Consider the following 23,181-nt stretch of genomic DNA (forward strand, 5'->3'; position numbering starts at 1 on the left):
TACGTTAAAGAGACAGAAGCGAATCATGAGTACAACGACCGAACCCGCGCTGGCGGTGAAAGCCACTACCGACAACAGCGTGATGGGGCGATACCAGAATATCGTCCGCCGCCGTCTGTTAATCATGCTGGTCCTGGTGCTGGCGATTATCGTCTCACTGGTGATTGATTTCATTATGGGGCCGTCGGGGTTGTCACTCGGTACGCTGTGGAAAACGCTGTTCGATGCGGCAGCGGCAGATCCGGGCACGCGCGTGATTGTGTGGGATATCCGCATGCCTTACGCGCTGATGGCGGTGGCGGTGGGGATGTCTCTGGGGCTGGCGGGTGCAGAAATGCAAACCATCCTGAACAACCCGCTGGCCAGCCCGTTTACGCTCGGGGTTTCTTCTGCGGCAGCGTTCGGCGCGGCACTGGCTATCGTGCTGGGTATCGGCATTCCGGGGATCCCGGATCAATGGTTTATCTCCGCGAACGCCTTTATTTTTGCGCTGCTCGCCGCGCTGATGCTTGACGGCATCACCCGCTGGACGCGCGTCGCCAGCTCCGGCGTGGTGCTGTTTGGTATCGCGCTGGTCTTTACCTTCAACGCACTGGTTTCCCTGATGCAGTTCATCGCCACCGAAGACACCTTACAGGGCTTAGTTTTCTGGACGATGGGCAGCCTGGCGCGTGCGTCGTGGGTGAAACTGGGCGTGATGCTGCTGGCGTTTCTGATTTTACTGCCGTGGTCGATGATGAGCGCGTGGAAGCTGACCGCGCTGCGTCTGGGTGAAGATCGCGCGGTGAGTTTTGGTATCGACGTGCGCCGTTTACGTCTTGGCACGTTGCTGCGTATCAGTATTCTTTCCGCACTGGCGGTGGCATTTGTCGGGCCGATTGGTTTTATCGGGCTGGTCGCGCCGCATATTGCGCGCCTGATGTTTGGTGAAGATCACCGTTTCTATCTGCCGGCGAGTGCGCTGATTGGTGCGCTGGTGCTGTCGATGGCGTCGGTGGCGTCTAAAAATCTGGTGCCGGGCGTCATTATTCCGGTCGGTATCGTGACTTCGCTGGTCGGCGTGCCGTTCTTCCTCAGCATTATTCTTCGCCACAGGGGGAACGTCTGATGTCTGCGATGCTCGAAACCGATCCGCAAACGTTGTTCAATGCCGCCACGCAGGGGCTGCAAATCCGCGATTTCAACGCGGGTTATCCTAAGCGCCCTGTGATCCGCAACCTGAACGTACCGATGCTGCCGCGCGGGAAAATTACCGTGCTGCTCGGGCCCAACGGCAGCGGGAAATCCACCTTACTGCGTTCGCTGGCCGGGCTGAACCGGGCGGAAGGGCAGTTGATGCTCGACGGCCACGATTTAATGCCGATGCCGTTTGCCCGTCGCGCGGAGCAGGTGGTGTATCTGCCGCAAACGCTGCCAGCCGGTGTGCATCTGCATGTGCTGGAATCCATTATCGTGGCGCAGCGTGCGTCCGGCGGTAAAGGAAAAGCCTCTGAAGGCACGGACAGCGTGATGGCGCTGCTGCGTCAGCTCGGTATTGAACATCTGGCGCTGAGTTATCTGGATCAGCTTTCCGGCGGGCAGAAACAGCTGGTCGGGCTGGCGCAATCGCTGATCCGCCAGCCATCGCTGCTGCTGCTTGATGAACCGCTCAGCGCGCTCGATCTGAACTACCAGTTCCACGTGATGGATCTGGTGCGCAGGGAAACGCAAAAACGCAATATCGTGACCGTGGTGGTGGTGCATGACATCAATATCGCGCTGCGCCACGGCGACCGCGTGCTGATGCTCAAGGACGGTAATCTGATTGCTGACGGCGAGCCGGAAGCGGTGATCACCCCGGAAAGTCTCGCGCGCGTTTACGGCGTGCGCGGGAGAATTGAACGCTGCTCGCAGGGAACGCCGCAGATCCTCATCGACGGACTGGTCAGCGACCCTTCGATTTAAGTTCTGACGAAATAAAAACGGACGCAGCCAACGCAGCGGCGTCCGCCTTTCACATTGTGAGCCTGAAACTAATAAATACATCCTGATAAACCGGGCGGGTTTGTTCGCGCCGCGTTTACCGGTTTGACGGAATTTAATTACAACGTCCCGCACCGGCGGGGTTGTTTTATCTCATGGAGAGAAGAAATGGTTAAGGTCAAATTTACACCGGCGATCAAAGCCGGGCTGCTCGCTCAGTTGTTTGCCGCCGCGTGTCCTGCGATGGCGGAAGACGTTTCTGAAGTGAAAGAAAAAGAAGACCAGATGGTGGTGACGGCTTCCGCCATCCAGCAAAACCTCAAAGATGCGCCAGCCAGTATCAGCGTCATCACCCGCGAAGACCTGCAAAAAAAACCGGTTCAGAACCTGAAAGACGTTCTGAAAGATGTGCCGGGCGTGCAAATCACCAATGAAAGCGACAACCGTCAGGGCGTCAGTATCCGCGGGCTGGGCAGCGGTTACACCCTGATTCTGGTTGACGGCAAACGCGTGAATTCCCGCAACGCCGTATTCCGCCATAACGATTTCGATTTAAGCTGGATCCCGGCGGAATCAATCGAACGTATCGAAGTGGTGCGCGGGCCGATGTCCTCACTTTATGGTTCCGATGCGCTGGGCGGCGTGGTTAACATCATCACCCGCAAAGTCGGCACCGCGTGGCACGGTACGTTGAGCGCGGACACCACGGTTCAGGAACACCGCGATCGCGGCGACAGCGGCAACGGAAATTTCTTCGCCAGCGGCCCGCTGGTTGACGATCTGCTCGGCGTAAAAGTCTACGGCGCGCTGGGTAAACGTGAGAAAGATCAGGCCAGCTCCGCCAGCGGCAGCACCGGCCAGCCACGCATCGAAGGCTACACGTCGCGCAACGCCAATGTGGAATTCTCCCTGACGCCAACCGAAGATCAGGATATGACGTTCGGCTACGGTAGGGATCGTCAGGACAGAGATTCCGATACGCTGGATAAAAACCGCATTGAGCGCGAAAACTACTCGCTGGGCCACAACGGGCGCTGGGGGCTGGCGAACACTGAACTGCGTTTCTACGGTGAAAACATCGAGAACAAAAACGCCGAAACCATCACCTCGAAGAATAATTCCCTCGATGGAAAAGTCGTGATCCCGCTGGGGGATTACAACCAGTTCCTGACGTTCGGCGGCGAATACCGTAACGATAAACTCGAAGATGGCGTCAACATGAAGAGCGGCGGCAGCACGCAGGCCAACCAGTACGCGCTGTTCCTCGAAGACGAATGGCGTATTTTCGAAAGCCTCGCGCTGACCGGTGGCGTGCGCATGGACGACCATGAAAACTACGGCGTCAACTGGAGCCCGCGTGCGTATCTGGTCTACAACGCCACCGACACCGTTACGCTAAAAGGCGGCTGGGCATCGGCCTTCAAAGCGCCGTCCCTGTTACAGCTCAGCCCGGACTGGCAAAGTGCTTCCTGCCGCGGCAGTTGTAATGTGGTCGGCAGCAAAGACCTGAAAGCAGAAACCAGCGAAAGCGTGGAATTCGGCATGTACTACGCCGGTCAGGAAGGCTGGCTGGAAGATGTGAGCGCCAGCGCCACGGTCTTCCAGAACGATATCGACGACATGATCACCGTTATACGCACCGCCAACCGTAATCTGGCGCCGACCTACGCGAACTTTGTCGGCTTTGACGCCAGCGGTAATCCGATCTTCCGTTACTATAACGTCAATAAAGCCCGCATCCGTGGTCTGGAAACCGAAGTCAGCCTGCCGGTTACCGACGTGCTGAACCTGAAGCTGAACTACACCTACAACGACGCGCGTGACCTGAGCAACGGTGGAAATAAACCGTTGTCCGAACTGCCATTCCACACCAGTAACGCTACGCTGGACTGGAAACCGTGGGATGCCTGGAGCTTCTACGTTTCCGCCAACTACAAAGGTAAAAGCCGCACCGTCACCGACGGTAACGCCACACCTGGCGGGTACACCGTCTGGAACACCGGCGGTTCGTATCAGGTGAATAAAGCCGTGAAACTGCGGGCCGGTGTGCTGAACCTGACGGATAAAGACCTGAACCGGGATGACTACAGCTATAACGAGGACGGACGCCGGTACTTTGCGGCGATCGACTATAGTTTCTGATTGCAGGAGGCCGCTACAAAAGCGGCTTTTTTCTCGCGGCCAGCCAGAAACCGAGTCTTCTTCGATTTGAGCTTCCGGTGGAACCAGAAAAGTTTGCCAGCTTTCTGAAAGCGATTATTTTCCGTCCCACGCCTTTAAGTTTTGCTCTCTGACAGATAATTTCGCTTCCGGCGACAACTTATTGTAATCCTTCGCCAGACCGCTCTCCCAGTCACCGTACAGCGGGTTCGGCAGAACGATATATTGGGTGCCGAACTGCTGATGGTTCTGGTTCACGAAGGCGCGGCGCTGTTCGTTATTCTGGTGATAAGTGGCGGATCCGAAGTCGTTAAGATTGTCGCCCACGTATAAGACAACGTGATAACCGGCGGCTTTGACAGCGTCAAAACGGGCCTGCTTGTTGGAGGTATCGGAACTCAGCAACACGGTTTTGTCGTTGGCGCCGGTGAAGCCCAGACGGTTCATATTGTCGACAGTCGCGGCGTATTCACTGGTTTTGCGGTTTGAAACATAGAACATCGTGCCGCCGTGGGTATTGACGTAGTTGGCGAATTCAACAGCACCCGGAACGGCGGTTGCCTGACGGGCTGCCGTCCATTGTGACCAGGTTTTGCTGTCGAAAGGTTTGTTCGCTTTGACCTGCCACGCGCTGTAAGCGCTGTTATCAAGCATAGTTTCATCAAGATCGACGATGACGGCTTTCTTCTGTCCTGCCAGTGGCTTGGCCTGGTCATACGCCATTTTCGCGGTGTTAAACGCCTGATAAGCCAGCGCCTGATATTCACCGGATTGCTGGAACCAGTTCAGCGCCATCACCGACTGATCGTTCAGTTTCTGCTGGGTATCCGGCTTTTGCTGCGCACAGCCGCTTAGAGCCAGCATGATCAACGCACTGGTGGTGCAAAGCGAAATTTTATTCATTAGTCATCCCTATGCTTGTTAAGAAAGATTCGCATTCATGAAAATCGTTAAAACTGTAGCAGATTTAGCGGGGTGTGGAAGAGTTTATGACGATTAACGCGAGGCGTGTCGGAAAATGGCAGAGATGAAAAAAGCCGGAGGGTGAGTCCGGCCAAAAAAATCAAAGACAGAGAAATAACAATGAGGGAGGATATTTGACTTAAATCAGAACTGATAAACCAGACCGACAGCCGTCACGTCGTCGTTATTCAGAGCCAATTTGTTGTCGTCAGACAGTTGGTTGATTTTATAATCAACATACGCGGACATGTTTTTGTTGAAATAATAAGTTGCCGCTACGTCAACATATTTAACCAGGTCTGCATCACCGATATTTTCAATATCTTTCGCTTTAGTCTGAACATAACCCAGTGACGGACGCAGGCCATTTTCAAACTGATATTGTGCAACAGCTTCGAAAGTTTGTGTTTTATTAGCAAAACCGCTGCCAGCAGGTGCGCCTGCAATACCGCCAGGCACGGTAATAGCGATCATATTACGGGTTTCAGCATACATAGCGGCTAAATAAACACCGTTTGCATCGTATTTCATGCCGCCGGTCCAGGCGTCTGCTTTATCGCCTTTACCGTAAGTAGAATTGCTCTGGCCCGTTGTGCGGTCAGAAGAAGCATAAGCGCCACCGAAGCTCACGCCGGTATCAGCCAGTGCGTAAGTGGTCGACAGGGCATAGCCGTCACCGTTTGCGGTGCTGCTGCTGCGGCTGTCGTTTTCGTTTTTACCCTGGTACTGAACGGCAACGTTCAGACCATCAACCAGGCCGAAGAAGCCGCGGTTACGGTAGGTTGCCACACCGTTGGTACGGCCTGTCATGAAGCGGTCAGCTTTGGTGTAACCGTCGCCGCCGAACTCAGGGAACATATCGGTCCAGGCTTCAACATCGTACAGTGCGCCGTAGTTACGGCCGTAGTCGATGGAACCGTATTGACCGAATTTCAAACCTGCAAAGCCCAGACGGGTTTTGGTACCGGTAGTGCTTGGCGTTTTGCTGTCAGATTCAGCGTGGTTAGCCATCACGTTGTATTCCCACTGACCGTAGCCGGTGATTAAATCATTAATTTGTGTCTGGCCTTTAAAACCGAAACGAATGTAACTCTGGTCACCGTCATTGCTGGCAGAATCAGAGAAATAATGCAGCCCTTTAACTTTACCGTACAGATCCAGTTTATTACCGTCTTTATTATAAACTTCCGCTGCGTGAGCTCCTGATGCAATCAGTAAACCAGGAATTAAAAGTGCCAGAATATTACGTTTCATGAAATTGTACCCTGCATTTTTTATTAAAAGCTTTTCGGGAAAGCTTTATATGAAGTCTTATGGAAAGACGCTAATCATCATTTTTGCTATTCATTCCGCATCGGTTGGGAATTTTCTTAGCGAGGATTTTTTACCGTAGATTTGTGATCAATTTATGACAATCAGAAATGAACTTTTCTTTTTTTTACAAGTCCTCCACTTTTTATGCCGAATTATAAGGCGAATTTCGTCGTGATTTCGGGCTGCGCCAGAGGCGGGTCTGTGTGACAATAGACCCCAACATTCCTGTCCCGACGTACAAAAAAGAGATGCATGGCGCTTTCCCCCGCAGTAAAAAATCAGATAAGCCAGTGGTATAAAGCCCTGCAACAGCAAATTCCGGATTTCATTCCCCGTGCTCCGCAACGCGAGATGATTGCGGAGGTGGCGAAAGTTTTCTCCGGTGATTCTGCCCGGCATCTGGCCATCGAGGCGCCGACCGGCGTCGGGAAAACGCTGTCCTACCTCATCCCAGGCATTGCCGTCAGCCGCGAAGAAGAAAAGCCGCTGATTGTCAGCACGGCCAACGTGGCGTTGCAGGATCAAATTTTCAGTAAAGATTTACCCCTGCTGAAAAAAATCATTCCCGACCTGAAATTTACCGGCGCTTTCGGGCGCGGGCGCTACGTTTGTCCGCGCAATCTGGCGGCGATGAGCAATGAAAACGCGCAGGGCGATCTGGGATTATTTCTCGGCGATGAACTTGCGCCTTCCAGCGGTGAAGAACAGAAACTGTCTAAAACGCTGGAAACTGCGCTCTCACGCTACGAATGGGACGGTTTGCGCGATCACTACCAGAAAACCATCGACGATCCGTTATGGATAAAAATCAGCACTGACAAAGCCAACTGCCTGAGCCGTAACTGTCACTATTTCCGCGAATGCCCGTATTTCGTGGCGCGAAAAGAGATTGAAAGCGCCGATGTGGTGGTCACTAACCATGCGCTGGTGATGGCGGCGCTGGAATCTGAATCCGTGCTTCCGCCGGCCAAAGATTTGCTGCTGGTGCTCGACGAAGGCCACCATCTGCCGGAAGTCGCACGCGATGCGCTGGAAGTGGACGCTGAAATTACGGCCGTCTGGAACCACCTGCAACTGGACAATTTTGTGCGCCAGATTGAGCAATGTCTGGCGCTGTTCACCCCGAAAAATCCGCCGCCGCTGACCAGCGCCGAGCGTCTGCATAATCACTGTGCGGAAATGCGCGAACTGCTGCTGTCGATTGAACAAACAGTAGGTCAGTACTTGCCGCCGGATGAGCCGGAAGCCGAATACCGTTTCGAACTGGGAATGTTGCCTGCGGAGCTGACAGAGCAGTGCAGCCGCCTGTTTAAACTCACCGATGGTCTGCGCAGTCTGGCGGAATACATGGTGAATGATTTGAGTGAAAAGACCGGTAAACACGACATCATGCGTCTGCACCGGGCTATTTTGCACATGAGCCGCATGCAGGGTTATCTCGAAACGATGAGCAAACTGTGGCGGCTGGCGGCGCTGGACAAAGCGTCAAACGCGCCAATCGGCAAGTGGGTCACGCGTACATATTTTGATAACCAGACGCATCTGGTGTTTCACTGCGCGGGTATACGCGTCAGCGAACAGCTGGAAAAAATGCTGTGGCGCAAAGTGCCGCACGTGGTGGTGACGTCCGCAACGTTGCGTTCGCTCAACAGTTTCTCGCGCATTCAGGAAATGAGCGGGCTGAACGAAAAAGCGGGCGACCGTTTTATCAGCCTGGATTCTCCGTTCAATCACGTGACGCAGGGCAAACTGGTGATCCCGCAAATGACGCTTGAGCCGGTTCTGGCTAATGAAGCGGCGCATTTGCAGGAGATGGCAGATTTCTTCCGCACGGAGCTGGCGAAAGGGAAACATACCGGCCAGCTGGTGTTGTTCGCCAGTAACCGCGCCCTGCAACAGTTCGTCTCACTGCTGCCGGATCTGCGCCTGATGCTGCTGGTACAGGGCGATCAGCCGCGCTATCGTCTGGTCGAGGAACACCGCAAACGTGTTTCTGCGGGCACCACCAGCGTGCTGATTGGCCTGCAATCCTTCGCCGAAGGGCTGGATCTGAAAGGTGAATTGCTGACGCAGGTGCATATTCATAAAATTGCGTTCCCGCCGGTGGACAGCCCGGTGATTCTGACGGAAGGCGAATGGCTGAAAACGCTGAAGCGTTACCCGTTTGAAGTGCAAAGTCTGCCGAGCGCGTCTTTCAACCTGATCCAGCAGGTCGGGCGATTGATCCGCAGCCATGAATGCACTGGCGAAATTGTGATTTACGACCGCCGCTTGCTGACCAAAAGCTACGGTTCGCGCCTGCTGGCGGCTCTGCCGGTGTTCCCGATTGAGCAACCTGGAATGCCCGCGCCGGGGTCGGCTAAACGTCCGGATCTCCTTAAAACCGCGAAAAAAGAGCCCGCTCGTCGCCGTATGCGCCGCCGGTGATTTTTCTCGCAAAATCTTGTTTACCCTGAATAAGCAGTTGAACTGATAAGGTAACGGTACGATGGATTACACCAAACTCATCAAAGAAGTCGGACGCGGAAAAAACCATGCCCGCGATCTGGACCGGGAGCAGTCGCACGCGCTGTATCGTGAAATCCTCGCCGGTGACGTACCTGATTTACAGCTCGGCGCGCTGCTGATTGCGTTCCGAATCAAAGGTGAAGCCGAGGAAGAAATGCTCGGTTTTTACAGCGCGATGGAAGCGTTTGTGATGCGCCTTCAGGCACCAAAAAATCGCCCGCTTCCGGTGGTGATCCCGACCTATAACGGCGCGCGGAAACAGGCGAACCTCACGCCGCTGCTGGCGGTTCTGCTCAGCCGGCTGGGTTTACCGGTGCTGGTTCACGGCGTAGACGAAGACCCGACGCGTATCACCAGCGCTGAGATTTTCCGGGCGCTGGGTATCGACGCCGCCCGGTCTCAGGAGCAGGCCCAGCAGCAACTCGATGCAGCCAACGCGCCGGTGTTTGTGCCGGTTTCCGTTCTGTGCCCGCCCATTGAAAAACAGCTGGCCCTGCGCTGGCAGATGGGCGTACGCAACAGCAGTCATACGCTGGCAAAACTCATTACGCCATTTGTCGGGCAGGATTCACTGCGCTTATCCAGCGTTTCTCACCCGGAATATGTGCAGCGCGTTTCCTCATTCTTTCGCCAGATCGACGGTCGCGCTTTGCTGACGCAAGGGACTGAAGGTGAAGTGTATGCGAACCCGTCACGTTTCCCGCAGACGCACTTTATCGCTGGTGGTGAACTGAGTGTACTGGCGGAGAAGGAAGAGATTTTTGCTGCGGATGTACCGGCCGGCAAAGATGTCGAAACGACCGTGAACTACATTCAGGAATGTCTGAAGGGCGAACGCGCTATCCCGCAGGCTATTATCACGCAGATGGCGTGTTGTCTGGTCGCCGCAGAAATTTGTGGCGATATGGCCGAAGCCAAAATGATTGTGGATCAGATTTTTTAAAAGCCCCAATGAGCTCAGTTAGCTCCTCCCCCCGCGAAGGGGGAGGCGGGGAGGGGGTATTAAGGTCAAAACTGTAGTCAATGCATACTTCAAAATTTTTAGTTTTTCTTTAATACCCCACCCCAACCCTCCCCTTCGCAGGGGAGGGAGCTTAAAAAGCCATATTTATCATCGAGAAATTCACTCCATATGCCTGTCTCATTTCCCCAAAATCTCCCTTACCCTGTTCAAAAGTGTGGTTAAACGCTAAAATAAAGGAACTACGGAATCTATTTACTGATTTCATTCGTTTTTTTATAAAGTGTTATGGAGATTTAAAGATGGAAACGTTGCCAGCTTGCCCGACATGTCAGTCCGAATTCACCTGGCAGGACGGTGAAATGCTTAACTGTCCTGAATGTGGCCATGTCTGGTCAATGAACAGCGATCCGGCGGGTGATGACGATACACTGAAGGTCGTGGATGCAAACGGTAATCTGCTGGCGGACGGTGATTCCGTTACGGTAATCAAAGACCTGAAAGTGAAAGGTAGCTCTTCCATGCTGAAAATCGGTACCAAAGTGAAAGGCATCCGTCTGGTCGAAGGCGATCACAATATCGATTGCAAAATTGACGGTTTTGGGCAGATGAAACTCAAATCTGAGTTTGTTAAGAAAAACTAATCCCAAATTCTGAAGCCTGCCCGCATTCAGCGGTTTTGCCATATCGACAGAACCGCTGACTGAACATACACTCAATGTAAAATCTCTTTAACATTCAGCAGAGAAGATTACATGAAACAGGCTCAGGACTATTTTAACGCCCTCAATCACGACTATCTCGAAGTCCACCGGAACAAAGAAAATCTGTTCTGGCAAAACTATATGGGCACCGGCGATGAAAATGTCTCCCGTGCTTTCTCCGCTGCCGAAACGGCTTATAAACGCTTTATCTCCGAACCGACCCGCCCCGCGCAGTTGCGTGAGGTCATCGCTCGTCTCGAAAAACAAACGCCGGATGCAGAACGTGATGCGCTGCTGCATGGCCTGCGCGGCTGGCTGAGTTTCTTCGACTGCAACGTCATCGAAGACCCTGAAGCGCTGGTGCTGCTTGATGAAATCATTCAGGCGGAATCCGCTCTGTTTAGCAAACGTAAGCAGTACCGCATGACGCACATCAACAGCAAGGGCGAGCGCGTCAATGCCTCGCTGGGTGAGCTGCTGACCAATCAGGCGAACAACGAAAATGAAGCGTACCGCCGCAGTTCTCAAAACGCCTTACGTGAGCTGGAAGAGTGGCTGCTGCATAACGGTTTGCCGCAGCTGATCAGCCTGCGTAACCGCTTTGCGCGTCAGCTGGGTTATCGCAATTACTTCGACTACAAAGTCAATAAAACCGAGCGCATGTCACCGGAACAGCTATTCGCCATCCTCGACCGGTTCGAAGAGCAGACGCGTGAGAGCAACACGCGCAGCCTTAATGAGCTGGTGGCGCGTGAAGGTGACGCCGCGCTGCTGCCGTGGAATATTCGTTTCGCCAGCGCCGGTGACGTTACCCGCCAGCTCGATCCTTACTTCCCGTTTGCCGATTCCCTGCGTCGCTGGATTGACAGCTTCAAGCGCCTGAATATCGGCTTTAACGGCGCAGAGATGCAGCTGGATTTGCTGGTGCGGGAAGGCAAATTTGAGAATGGTTTTATGCACGGACCGGTGCCACCGTTTTATGACAACGGCAAATGGGTGCCTGCGGTGATTAACTTTACCAGTCTGGCAAAACCGGATCAGATTGGCAGCGGTGCGAGCGGGCTGAATACACTGTTCCACGAAGGCGGCCACGCGGCACATTTTGCCAATATCCGCCAGAATGCGCCATGCTTCTCACAGGAATTCCCGCCAACGTCTATGGCCTACGCCGAAACGCAGTCGATGTTCTGCGACAGCCTGCTGGAAGACGCGGACTGGCTGAAACGTTATGCGAAAAACACCGCCGGTGAGCCGGTGCCGGATGAACTGATTCACGCCAGTATCGAAGCCCGCCAGCCAATGCGTTCCTTTAACGAGCGCCATATTCTGCTGGTGCCGTATTTCGAATGGCAGCTTTATCAGTGGCCGGATGAAAAACGCACACCGGAAGCCATGATCGCGCTGGCGCGTGACGTAGAAACCCATATCCTCGGCGTGACCGGCAGCCCGCGTCCGACGCTGGCGATACCGCATTTGCTGTCGATGGAATCCGCCTGTTCTTATCAGGGCTATCTGCTGGCAATGATGGCCGTAGAACAGACGCGCGCTTTCTTCCTTAAACGTGACGGTTACCTGACCGATAACCCGGCGATTGGCCCGGATCTGGCGAAGCATTACTGGACGCCTGGCAACAGTATTAGTCACGACGAGACCTTACGCAGCCTGACCGGTGAGGGCTTCAATCCGGATTATCTGGCGCAGGCGTGTAATCAGACGGTAGACGCCGCGTGGGAAGATGCTCAGCGCACAATCACAGGCGCTTCTGAACGCGAACAGCCGGAAGCCGATTTCGATCTCAACGTGCATATTCGCGTGGCAGACGGGAAACGTATCCTGGCGGACAGCGCCGACGGCGATGAGGCTATGTGCCAGGATTTTGCGGATTTTGTGGATCAGAATTACGGTTCGAAATAACCGCGGCATAACGTAAAAAACCGCCATCTGGTGCTGAACCGGTGGCGGTTTTTTTATGGGTTAAATCAGCGGTTATTGGCGGGCGTCAGGGCGTATTAAATCGAACCGCAAATCTTCCGAAATGCCGTAGTAAGCCGAAGGGCCACCGGCACGCAGAACCGGCTCGGCGAGGGCGGTCTGATAAACACCGTCAACCAGCAGGTGCGGCGCGATATGTACGGCAACGACTTCGCCCAGCACCAGCCAGGTATCGATATCCTCACCTGTCGCCGTTTTTAACTGAATACACTGCGTCAGTTTGCATTCAAAATTCACCGGACTTTCCAGCACGCGATCGGCCGCCACAATCTTGCCCGGCTGCGGCGTCAGGCCGGCAAATGTAAATTCGTCTTCGCCACGTTCCAGCGTGGCCGAGCTTTCATTCATTCTGACCGCCAGCGGGCGCGTGGTCAGATTCCAGACAAACTCGCCGGTTTCGACGATATTCGCCACGCTGTCTTTCCAGCCGCTACTGGCGAAACCAATGATCGGAGGGCGATAATTGAAGCAGTTAAAAAAGCTGTAAGGTGCCAGATTTCGCTGACCGGCCGCATTGCGCGAGGAGATCCAACCAATCGGACGCGGGCTGACAATGGCGTTCAACGGGTCATGCGGCAGGCCGTGACCGCTTGCGGGTTCGTAATAATAACGATCATCAACGCTCATGATATTCCTCAGTTAAAAGATTCATCAAAACACTGATTTGTACATTACCCGTTTTAAACAGGCGCTGAGCGTTTTTATGTGCCCGGATGCGCGCGGCAGGCTGCCCCGGTTTGTGTTATCTTGTGCGCCATTAATGAATATCAACGCCCCATCGCATGCTTTGTGCGTCGCGCAACACCTTTCGGAGAGTCAATCAGGTGGAAAAAAAGAAAGTCTTCCCTCAGGAAAAAAGCGGTCTTCACCCGCGAAATCGTCATCGCAGCCGCTATGATTTCCCGGCCCTGATTGCCAGCAGCCCGGAACTGGCGCCGTTTGTCAGTGAAAATAAATGGGGCGATTTGTCTGTCGATTTCGCCAATCCGCAGGCTGTAAAAGCGCTGAACCGTGCTTTGCTCCGTGATTGCTATCAGATTGAAAACTGGGACATTCCGGCAGATTATCTTTGCCCGCCAATTCCTGGGCGCGCTGATTATGTTCACCATCTGGCTGATTTGCTTGCCAGCTGCAACAACGGCAATATCCCGCAGGGTAAAGACATTTCGGTGCTGGATATCGGTGTGGGCGCGAACTGTATTTATCCGATTATCGGCCTGCGTGAATACGGCTGGCGTTCCACCGCCAGTGAGATTGACCCGGTTTCGATGGCTGCCGCGAAAAAAATTGTCGCGACCAACCCGCAACTGACCAATCAGGTACGTTTCCGTTTGCAGGCGAAACCGCCGCGTATTCTCGACACCATTATTCGTCACGATGAGCGTTATGATGCCGTGCTGTGCAACCCGCCGTTCCATGCGTCGGCGGCAGATGCGGCGTCAGGCAGCCAGCGTAAACGTCAGAATCTGGGTCTGGATCGCCGTGCCGGTACGGCGGATCTGAATTTCGGCGGTCAGCACAACGAACTGTGGTGTGAAGGCGGCGAAGAAGCGTTTGTTGTCCGCATGGCGGAAGAAAGCGCCGGTAAAGCACAGAACTGTTTCTGGTACACCGTGCTGGTGTCCAAAAAAACAACACTTCCTCTACTGTATGACGCGCTCAACGAAGAGGGTGTGACGGATATCCGCACCATCGAGATGACGCAGGGGAATAAAATCAGCCGCTTCGTCGCCTGGACCTTCCTGACGCCATCGCAGCAAAAAAGTTGGGCGATTAAGCGCTGGTCAGTTTGATCACATTGTAATCTTCTTTATTCCAGCCTGTTATTCTGACGAAAAACAGGCTGGAAAAAATACTCCTGCATGACCTTTCTTTTTCATTGGATTAAATTATGCTTAATTCACTATAAGAAAGTTGATTAATTATCCTGGTAATGATTTATCGCGTGACTTTATTTAACGCGTTTTGTTTTGCTTCAGCAAACCTTCCTGCAACCCGCCCAGGGGTCAGACTAATGTTCTGTGAGTTATCGTTATTTGACGAATAACCCACAGGGATTAGCACGTGCGTATTTTTTAAATTAATTGCGACCACGCATTAATTCACGTTATCAGCCACAGGGTGTCTGTCCTATGCAATTATTTTCTCATCAGTTTAGTACGGCATGGCGTGATAAATTCGCAGCACTTCAGGACGCTGTCCCGATGATTGTCTTCACGCCAGAGGGCGTGGTGCTTGAGGTCAATGACCTGTTCCTGAAAGGCATGGGCTACAACAGGCAGGAAGTCGTCGGCCAGCCTCACCGGATTTTCTGCACGCCAGAGTTCGTTGCCAGCGATGCCTATCGCTTGCATTGGGAAGGTTTACGGCAGGGAAAGTCCATCAGCGGAAATATTAAACGTGTACATAAAAGTGGAAAATTAATCTGGCTCGAAGCCACTTATGTTCCTGTTAAAAATAAACAAGGCAAAGTCACTGAAATAATTAAAATTGCCAGTGATGTCTCTGAAAGAATTACAGAATCGCACGAGCATCAGGGGATTTTACAAGCACTTGACCGTTCAATGGCACTGATTACCTTTACCCCGGAAGGTAATGTGATTTCTGCAAACAATAACTTCCTGAAAGTCATGGGTTATTCTCTGCAACAAATTAAAGGCCACTCTCATGCGATGTTTTGTCTGCCGAAGTTTGGTGATACCCACGAATATAAAAATCACTGGCAGCGTCTGCGTAACGGTGAATTCATCCTCGGGCGTTTCGAGCGGATGAACGGTCGCGGCCAGGCGATCTGGCTGGAAGCCAGCTATAACCCGGTCATGGATGATGACGGCAAGGTGTTGAAAATCGTCAAAATCGCTCAGGATATTACCAGCCAGATGGCGCAGCAGCGTCAGCAGGAAAGCATGATGACGCACGTGCATGAGCTTTCCCTGACAACGGATAAAACCGCTGCCGAAGGGGTCACCATCGTCCAGAAAGCGGTGGAGGATATGCAGGAAGTCGAAGCGCTGGCGCGCCGCACGTCGGACATTATCGGTCAGCTCGGCCAAACCTCAGAACGGATTGGTGAGATGGTGGATACCATCCGGCGCATCTCGTCGCAAACCAATTTACTGGCGATTAACGCCACCATCGAAGCCGCGCACGCGGGCGAACAGGGCAGGGGATTTGCCGTGGTTGCCGGTGAAGTACGTTCGCTGGCAGATCAGTCACGGAAAGCCGCCGTGGAGATTGACCAATTGACGCAAAGTATCCGCGACGGTGTGATGGCGGCGATTGATGGTATGGGAAATTGCGTCAATCGTGCCGGCGGCGGGGTTGCGCTCAGCCGTAATGCGGGTGATGTGATCAATCAGGTCAATCTGGGCATGCAGGATCTGGTACGAATGATGGCGGAGTTTTCCGTTATCACGGGGGATCAGGGGCAAACGAGGCATTGATTGCAGGAGGTCGCTGCACCGGGGCGGCTAACCGATCTTTTTCTCACTTGCAGTGAAGGCGGGATCGAGAGGATTTCGGTTTTTCACTGGCCGTGAGGGCTGATTTGAGAAAGTTTCGGTTTCTCACGTGCGGTGATCGCTTAACGCGCTGTGGCGAAACCGCCCAAGAGAGGAAAGTGCTTTCCCTCTCTTGGATCTCTCCCCGCTTTTACAACACGCGCTATCGCTTGCTGGCTATGTTCCAGATACCACAATGACAGGCTGGAAATCTTGCCGCTGCGCGGTGCCTTCTCCCGGTCCTGAAGCCATAGGTCTTCAGGCCGCTCCGTTCAGCAAGATTTCTGAATCGCCCTCGGGCAAAGAGCCTGTCTCTGATGTAACTCCATGTAACGACTTAAATTTACTCTGAATCAAGTTCTCAACTTCATGATTTCGCAATTGGCACGCGGTAAGTCATTACGGTATGATCACTTCGCTGCGGCTCATCCGCAATTGGGAGTTGCGGCCCAGATTACTGGAGGTAAAGAACGTTCAACGTGATCGTTTCGTCAATTTGTCCTCTGTAATGGAAGTGTCCAATGAAAACCTATACCGACTGGCATCAGGCCGACATTATTGCCGCACTGCGTAAGCAAGGAACAACGCTTGTCGCCGTTTCACGCGCAGCGGGTTTATCCTCTTCAACCCTGTCTAATGCGTTATCACGTCCGTGGCCGAAAGGCGAAATGCTGATTGCTTCAGCACTCAATATTCCACCCGCACAAATCTGGCCTAGCCGCTATTTTGATGCGCATGGCCAACTCATCAGCAAGACATTAAGAAATCTCCACGACAAATCAAGAGAATAGTTTTTTGAATTTGTCGAATGGCGCGCTCAAAAATGGCACCGAATGAATGGTTCGAGACCCAAGGCTCGAAACCTGAAATGAGGGAATCGCGGAGCGATGACATTTTGCGCCACTTGCCGAGGCAACAGAACATGTCCGTCGTTCCAGCGATAGCGTGGAGTAAAAAAGCGAGGGGAAATCCAAAAGGGGAAAAGCACTTTCCCCTTTTGGGCGGTTTCGGCGCGAGAGCCCGCGCGATCACCGCACTCTAAAAACCGAAATATTCTCGATCAAGCCCCACGGCGAGTGAAGAAACCGAAATAATCTCGGTTGAAGGTTTTAAGGCTTAAAGCCGGTTTGTACTGTAGCCAGCTGCGATGCAGCTTCATCGGCATAAAGTTGAACCGCCTGCCTCGGCATCTCAATCCCTGCGGCGGCAAAGTGATTCTTCACCAGTCTGTCCAGCGCATACTGCACGGTCCACTGTTCCAGCGCTTTTGTGCGCACCAGCACCCGCAGGGTGAAGAACTGATCGCCTAATCCCACGACACCCTGATAAGTCGGTTCGCCGAGCAATAACGGTTTGATGCTTTCATCCTGTTGCAGCGCTTCTACGGCCTTACGCAGGACGGCGTTGGCGGCGTCCACATCTTCATTGCGGCTGACGTTATAGCTGGCGCGGTAGACGCCAAACTCACGTTCATAATTCGAAAGCGTCGTTATCGAAGAGTAGGGAACGATGTGATACACGGCATAGATATCGCGCAGGCCAATCGAGCGGATGGTCATGCGCTCAACCGTGCCGCTGATGCCCATCACCGTGACGTATTCGCCGGTATTCATACCATTTTCGAACTGGATGAAAATACCGGTGATCACGTCTTTCACCAGCGTTTGCGCACCGAAACTGACGGCCAGACCGAGCGCACCGGCACCGGCCAGCAGTGGGGCGATATTCAGCCCGACCTGCGAGAGCATGATCATAATGGTGATCGTACAAATCACGATCGCGAGGACGTTGCGGAACAGGGTCAGCAGCGTGCGCTCACGGGCGCTCGGACGTGCGCCGTTACTCATTTCCTGCGCCAGACGATGTTCAATCACGCTGGCAAGTAACGTCCAGGCCACAATGGCGAAGCACAGAATAAACAGCATATGGCCCAGACCACTGATCACTTTCCCACCGGTCTCAGTCATAAACCATTTGTTGAGATTGAAAATCTGCCACGCGTCGAGCAGCGAGAGCGTCACGCTCAGCACCACCAGCACGCGGATGATTTTCAGACCCGCCGGAATGTACGAATTAATGCGCTTTTGCAGCAGCGGGTAACGGCGGTTAACGTCATCGGGCAGGGTGATACGGCGGTTAATCCAGCGCGAAAGCAGGCCGGAGATGAGCGCACCGATGCCGATAATCACCAGACTTTTAATCGTCGCGGCCATCATAAAGCGCAGACTTCCGGCGAAATCAAACTGCGAAAGGAAGAACAGCACCACGAAATAACTGACCGCCAGAAGATGCCAGACATGCCCGAGGGCGCGGAGAATGACGCTGAAAAATGCCATCGAGCGTTCAGCCAGCAGGTTGAATTCATGATGAATCGTGCGGCGGTTATGCAGAATCAGCCAGCTGGCGTAAACCGTCAGGGCCAGCATCACCACGAAATTCACTACGGCGGCAGTGGTGTAATTGATTTGTGTGGCAACCACCGGTACGCCGACCATCAGGGCGTAACCAATCAGCCCGCTGACCCACGCCAGACGGGTATTCCAGTAGCGCGCCGTGACATCCGCCAGCGGGAAAGGGCGCAGGTAGCTGAAGCCGGGCGCAAAGATCAGGCGCAAAACGGCTTTGAAGAATTCAATCACCGCAAAGGCGCTGAGGAACAAAGCCTGCAGGCGCGCAATCAGCGGGCTGCCGCCGTTGAAATATTGCGTGAACAAATTCCCGGCAGCGACAGTCAGCAGCAGAATACCGAGGTCAACTGCGAACGCCCCGATAATGCTGGCGGGCAGTTTGTACCAGTGGGCTTCTTTCAGTCGCGCATGGTTTCCCCAACGCCCGAGGCGCAGATAAAGCGGCCCGATTAACCGGCGAATCAGATGGAAAAACGCAAAGGTCACCGCGACGGTCAGCTGAAAATACCCCAACGCCGGGAAGAAACGCGCGGCATTAAAATGATGCTGCGGGCCGGAATTGATGGTGTCTTTAAGCTGCTGTACACGCTTCATAAATCCGGAAGCGGTTTGCTGCGTGGTATCCACCAGCTGGTCAATCAGCGAAAGCTGTTCAGCCTGCGGTGCGGTGTTTTCGGCAGGCGCTTTTGCTGTCGGTGCGGTTCCGGCGGCTTCCCGCAGATGGGTAATCAGCTGCGCACGGGCTTTATCATCCTGAAGAATATCGGCCAGCGCGGCGTAAGAAGCTTTCTGTTGATCGGCGGCAGCGGGTTTTTCCTCAGCCGCATGGCTGAAGGCGCTGAACAGGGAGATTGTGATAAACAGCAGAGCTGAAAATATCGGTGTCTGGATGCGGTGAGCCAACGGAGTCCTGTCGTTATGCGGCATTGTTCCTCTCTCAAAATAGCGTTAGTCGGAAGTGTTGCTGCCCTAAGGGTAAAGCATCGGTGACGGTATTGTAGAAAAATTGTGGCAAAACGTTGTGGGGGGACGTGCCATAAGGGAATGACCGGCAGATCGAGTGTGTTGAAACTCACGGGCGGTTCAGAAATCTTGCTGAACGGAGCGGCCTGAAGACCAAAGGCTTCAGGACCGAGAGAAGGCATCGCGTAGCGGCAAGATTTCCAGCCTGTCACGGTGGTAACTGGAACATAGCCAGCAAGCGAAAGCGCGGAGTAAAAAGGCGAGGGGAAATCCAAAAGGGGAAAAGCACTTTCCCCTTTTGGGCGGTTTCGGCGCAGCGCGTTAAGCGATCATCGCACTTGAGAAACCGAAATAATTCCGGTCAGAGTTAAAAGCCGCTCTTGCCGCGGCCTTTGGCATCAGGAAACGTGTTGCAGGAACTCCCGCAGACGCTCACTCGGTGGATTATTCACCAGATCTGCCGGTTTACCGTCTTCCGCAATACGCCCTTTATCGATGAAGATTAACCGTGATGCCACTTTCTCGGCGAAGCCGACTTCGTGGGTTACGATAACCATCGTCATGCCTTCTTCGGCCAGCTGCTTCATGACGGTCAGCACTTCATGACGCAGTTCCGGATCCAGCGCAGAGGTTGGTTCATCGAACAGCATCAGCTTAGGTTTCACCGCCAGCGCACGGGCGATTGCCACACGCTGCTGCTGCCCGCCAGAAAGTTCAGACGGATAGTGGTTACCACGCTCGGAAAGGCCGACTTTGGCCAGCAATTCTTTCGCCAGTTTATTGGCTTCATCTTTCGAGGCACCACGAACGCGGATCGGGCCGAAAGCCACGTTTTCCAGGGCTGTCATGTGCGGGAACAGATAGAACTGCTGGAAAACCATACCGGCTTCCTGGCGGATCAGACGTTCGTCGACTTTCGGGTCATTCACTTTCAGGCCATCGACAATCAGCTCGCCGGACGTGATTTCTTCCAGCTTGTTGATGCAACGCAGCAAAGTGGATTTACCGGAACCGGAAGGCCCGATAATAACCACGACTTCACCCTGAGAAATGTTCAGATCGATGTCGTGGAGCACCTGGGTTTTACCAAAGTGTTTTGAGACGTTCTTGAATTCAATCATATAATTTTCAGTTTGCGTTCTAAGCGGCGCAGAACAAAGCTCAGAGCCAGCGTGATGATCAGATAGATAACGGCAACCGCACTCCAGATTTCCATGGCGCGGAAGTTACCGGCGATGATTTCCTGGCCCTGACGGGTCAGCTCGGCGACACCGATGACGATAAACAGCGAGGTATCTTTGATACTCACAATCCACTGGTTGCCCAGCGGTGGCAGCATGCGGCGCAACGCCAGCGGCATGATGATGTAACGCAGGGTCGCACGACGCGACAGACCCAGCGCCAGGCCCGCTTCGCGGAAACCATTATGGATGGACAACACGGCACCACGCGTAATTTCAGCGATGTACGCACCTGAGTTGATCATGATTGTCACCACCGCCGCGCTGAACGGGTCGATACGCAGATCGGGAACCATCATCGGCAGTGCGAAATAAATGAACATTACCTGTACGACAATAGGCGTACCGCGGATAAGCTCGATAAATACCAGTGCGATATTGCTGCTAAACCAGCCACCAAACGCGCGGGCAAAACCCGCAATCACACCAATAATCAGACCGCCAACCAGACCGAGGACCGAAATCCACAATGTCATCTTGGCGCCTTCGAGCAGGATAGGCAGAGCGGGCCAAATTACGCTCCAGTCAAACTGCATGGATTATCTCCTGGTAAAACAACAAACTGCGCCTGTCCGGAGAATTCACCGTCAGGCGCTTCTTATCAAGTCAGATTTCTATATAGAGGAACGACTTAAATGAAAAAATCTTACTTAGGTTCAGTATCGAACCATTTTTTGTAGATTGCCGCGTAGGTACCATTCTCTTTGATGGTTTTCAGAGCCGCGTTGGCTTTCTCACGCAGGTCACTGCCTTGCGGGAAGGCGATACCGTATTGCTGACCAGCCAGTGAATCACCGACGGCCTTGAACTGGCCTTTACCGGCAGTTTTGATGAAGTACAGAATGTTCGGGGTGTCGTGCATCACAGCATCAGCACGGCCTGTACCCAGTTCCATGTAAGCGCTGTCGATGTTCGGGAACTGACGCAGATCTTTGGTCTGCACGTTGGCTTTCATGTAGTCAACGGAGCTGGTGCCGCTTTTCACTGCAACCACTTTGCCTTTCAGATCATTAACGCTTTTGATGGCGTCGTTGTTGCTCTTAACCATCACCATCAGGCCGCTGTTGTAGTAGCCGTCAGAGAAGTCGATCGCTTTTTTACGCTCTGGCGTAATGGTGATACCGGCCAGTGCCAGATCGATGTTGTGAGTTTGCAGGGCAGGGATGATGCCGCCGAAATCCATTGGTTTCAGTTCATAAGAGACTTTCATCTCTTTAGCGACCGCGTCCCACAGGTCGATATCGAAGCCGACATACTTGTCGCCTTGTTTGAATTCAAACGGTACAAACGCAGTGTCGGTAGCTACGATCAGTTTTTTGTCTGCTGCGTGTGAGCTAACGGCAAAGGCCAGGGTCAGCGCGGCCAGGGAAACTTTTAAGAGTGACTTCATCAGTGAATTTCCTTTGTACATATTATGGGAACGACCTTATGTTACGACGCTTAACTGCAAAATTCATGCCATTATTCATCTATATTTAAATTCAATGGCTTATCGTCTTGCTGAACCGTTCAAGCTGCGGATAAATCCGAAATTGCACACTTGTGGTGCATTGTTACATTTTGCAATGTTCTATCGTGGTGCATCGCGTCATCATTAACCAGATGTTGTATTTTAAACAATCATTAATTAACAATCATGCCATCCAAATGATAACTCGCTCTAACTTTTTCAGAACGTGCATAAAACCACTGCTCAATATTGAAGCAAATGTAAAGAGGGGAAGGGTGGGATCTGAGGAAAAACCGAGGTGGGTTGAACCATAATGGTGCAACCGGTCATAGGGAAAAAATCTAGCGCAGCTGGCTGTCTTTACTTCCACGGCGATTATATCCGGCGTGATCCTGCTGCTTTTTATCCAGCTCTGCCTGGCAGGTGACGCAATACTGAACGCCCTGAAGCGCTTTCCGGCGAGCTTCCGGAATCGGCTCCCCGCATTCCCGGCAGAAATGCTCACTTTCGCCGTGCCCGAGCGACTGACGAGCGCGGTCAACCGCATCATTGACTGTTGAATCTATCTGGTCCTGAACTGCGCCATCTTGCGCCCATCCGCTTGCCATGGTGACCTCCGAATGTTTATCAGATTTATTGGAAAGCAATCTCAGTATTAATCTGAAACGCTATTTTAAGAATAATTCTTAGCAGTGAAGATGATTGTTATTGTAAAACAATGGGTTAATTGTTTTGTTTGTTAATGCTCTGCTTTTATTATAGCTCCGCGTTTACTAAGAGTTTTCTGATAAGATTTGTGTTATTTCGTGCCATATGTTAAAAAAACGCATGAATTGAATGAATGTATTTCTGTCATCAATTGTTCGTGTGAATATGTGCATATTTGTAACAGCTATTCTCCCCATGGACACCTTATTCAGGCCAGTTTGCGCTGACTTCTCATTCAATTCCCTTCTGCTGCATGGCAGCTGCAACTGGCCCGACTAAGAACCTATCCCAAAAGGAATTGTCAGTTAATAAGTAATGGCAATTTTTGAGGGAAGTATGGCAGGCAA

At 52.9% G+C, this 23,181-nt stretch carries 18 protein-coding genes; 10 read left to right on the top strand and 8 right to left on the bottom strand.

Annotated elements, in window-relative coordinates; translation table 11 throughout:
• Nucleotides 1–25: 25 nt before the first annotated feature.
• From J8X26_RS15960 to cirA, 3 genes are all read left to right on the top strand, one after another.
• Entirely contained in the window at nt 26–1,108 is a 1,083-nt protein-coding gene (locus tag J8X26_RS15960; RefSeq protein WP_152324301.1) for an iron ABC transporter permease, read from the top strand.
• A complete protein-coding gene (locus tag J8X26_RS15965) occupies nt 1,108–1,944 on the top strand; it encodes an ABC transporter ATP-binding protein (RefSeq protein WP_208951366.1) in 837 nt (278 codons plus the stop codon). Before J8X26_RS15960 ends, J8X26_RS15965 begins: the two co-directional genes overlap by 1 nt.
• Nucleotides 1,945–2,130: 186 nt before the next feature.
• On the top strand, nt 2,131–4,104 hold the full coding sequence (gene cirA / locus J8X26_RS15970) for a catecholate siderophore receptor CirA (RefSeq protein WP_165058206.1): 1,974 nt from the start codon (nt 2,131–2,133) through the stop codon (nt 4,102–4,104).
• 114 nt (nt 4,105–4,218) lie between these two features.
• On the opposite strand, the gene J8X26_RS15975 is transcribed toward cirA, so the two are convergent.
• Together J8X26_RS15975 and J8X26_RS15980 are read right to left on the bottom strand one after the other, a co-directional pair.
• A complete protein-coding gene (locus J8X26_RS15975; RefSeq protein WP_208951367.1) occupies nt 4,219–5,025 on the bottom strand; it encodes a 5'-nucleotidase, lipoprotein e(P4) family in 807 nt (268 codons plus the stop codon).
• Nucleotides 5,026–5,229: 204 nt separating this feature from the next.
• Entirely contained in the window at nt 5,230–6,339 is a 1,110-nt protein-coding gene (locus tag J8X26_RS15980; RefSeq protein WP_208951368.1) for a porin, read from the bottom strand.
• 312 nt (nt 6,340–6,651) lie between these two features.
• Here J8X26_RS15980 and dinG point away from each other — a divergent pair, with 312 nt between their 5' ends.
• The 4 genes from dinG (at nt 6,652) to J8X26_RS16000 (ending at nt 12,486) form a co-directional block, all read left to right on the top strand.
• Nucleotides 6,652–8,826: an ATP-dependent DNA helicase DinG gene (gene dinG, locus J8X26_RS15985; RefSeq protein WP_208951369.1), complete on the top strand. Its 2,175-nt coding sequence runs from the start codon at nt 6,652–6,654 to the stop codon at nt 8,824–8,826.
• A gap of 61 nt (nt 8,827–8,887) precedes the next feature.
• Nucleotides 8,888–9,850 carry a DNA-binding protein YbiB gene (gene ybiB, locus J8X26_RS15990; RefSeq protein WP_208951370.1) on the top strand — a complete coding sequence of 321 codons (963 nt, stop codon included), beginning with the start codon at nt 8,888–8,890 and terminating at the stop codon, nt 9,848–9,850.
• 320 nt (nt 9,851–10,170) lie between these two features.
• Nucleotides 10,171–10,512, top strand: coding sequence for a zinc ribbon domain-containing protein YjdM (locus J8X26_RS15995; RefSeq protein WP_152324294.1), 342 nt, complete (start codon nt 10,171–10,173; stop codon nt 10,510–10,512).
• A 111-nt stretch (nt 10,513–10,623) separates the two neighbouring features.
• On the top strand, nt 10,624–12,486 hold the full coding sequence (locus J8X26_RS16000; RefSeq protein WP_208951371.1) for a M3 family metallopeptidase: 1,863 nt from the start codon (nt 10,624–10,626) through the stop codon (nt 12,484–12,486).
• 72 nt (nt 12,487–12,558) lie between these two features.
• Here J8X26_RS16000 and J8X26_RS16005 read toward each other — a convergent pair whose 3' ends face one another.
• Nucleotides 12,559–13,191, bottom strand: a complete 633-nt coding sequence (locus J8X26_RS16005) for a flavin reductase family protein (protein ID WP_208951372.1) — start codon at nt 13,189–13,191, stop codon at nt 12,559–12,561.
• Nucleotides 13,192–13,388: 197 nt separating this feature from the next.
• Here J8X26_RS16005 and rlmF point away from each other — a divergent pair, with 197 nt between their 5' ends.
• The 3 genes from rlmF (at nt 13,389) to J8X26_RS16020 (ending at nt 16,855) form a co-directional block, all read left to right on the top strand.
• Nucleotides 13,389–14,357, top strand: coding sequence for a 23S rRNA (adenine(1618)-N(6))-methyltransferase RlmF (rlmF, locus tag J8X26_RS16010; protein ID WP_208951373.1), 969 nt, complete (start codon nt 13,389–13,391; stop codon nt 14,355–14,357).
• Between the two features lie 339 nt (nt 14,358–14,696).
• Nucleotides 14,697–16,007 (top strand): PAS domain-containing methyl-accepting chemotaxis protein, encoded by a 1,311-nt coding sequence (locus tag J8X26_RS16015; protein ID WP_165058195.1) that lies wholly within the window; start codon nt 14,697–14,699, stop codon nt 16,005–16,007.
• 578 nt (nt 16,008–16,585) lie between these two features.
• Complete coding sequence (locus tag J8X26_RS16020) at nt 16,586–16,855, top strand: helix-turn-helix transcriptional regulator (RefSeq protein WP_208951374.1); 270 nt, start codon at nt 16,586–16,588, stop codon at nt 16,853–16,855.
• Nucleotides 16,856–17,173: 318 nt separating this feature from the next.
• Here the strand turns inward: J8X26_RS16020 and ybiO are convergent, their stop codons facing one another.
• From ybiO to J8X26_RS16045, 5 genes are all read right to left on the bottom strand, one after another.
• Nucleotides 17,174–19,399, bottom strand: coding sequence for a mechanosensitive channel protein (gene ybiO / locus J8X26_RS16025; protein ID WP_208951375.1), 2,226 nt, complete (start codon nt 19,397–19,399; stop codon nt 17,174–17,176).
• 434 nt (nt 19,400–19,833) lie between these two features.
• On the bottom strand, nt 19,834–20,556 hold the full coding sequence (glnQ, locus tag J8X26_RS16030; RefSeq protein WP_165058189.1) for a glutamine ABC transporter ATP-binding protein GlnQ: 723 nt from the start codon (nt 20,554–20,556) through the stop codon (nt 19,834–19,836).
• The gene (gene glnP, locus J8X26_RS16035) at nt 20,553–21,212 is read right to left on the bottom strand and encodes a glutamine ABC transporter permease GlnP (protein WP_152324286.1); all 660 of its coding nucleotides are present in this window, start codon (nt 21,210–21,212) and stop codon (nt 20,553–20,555) included. Before glnP ends, glnQ begins: the two co-directional genes overlap by 4 nt.
• A gap of 110 nt (nt 21,213–21,322) precedes the next feature.
• Complete coding sequence (gene glnH, locus J8X26_RS16040; RefSeq protein ID WP_152324285.1) at nt 21,323–22,066, bottom strand: glutamine ABC transporter substrate-binding protein GlnH; 744 nt, start codon at nt 22,064–22,066, stop codon at nt 21,323–21,325.
• 401 nt (nt 22,067–22,467) lie between these two features.
• Nucleotides 22,468–22,734, bottom strand: coding sequence for a DksA/TraR family C4-type zinc finger protein (locus J8X26_RS16045; RefSeq protein WP_165058188.1), 267 nt, complete (start codon nt 22,732–22,734; stop codon nt 22,468–22,470).
• Nucleotides 22,735–23,181 lie beyond the last annotated feature (447 nt).

Source organism: Rahnella sp. ChDrAdgB13 (genome assembly GCF_017655185.1).
In the GTDB taxonomy this organism is placed as follows: domain Bacteria; phylum Pseudomonadota; class Gammaproteobacteria; order Enterobacterales; family Enterobacteriaceae; genus Rahnella; species Rahnella contaminans.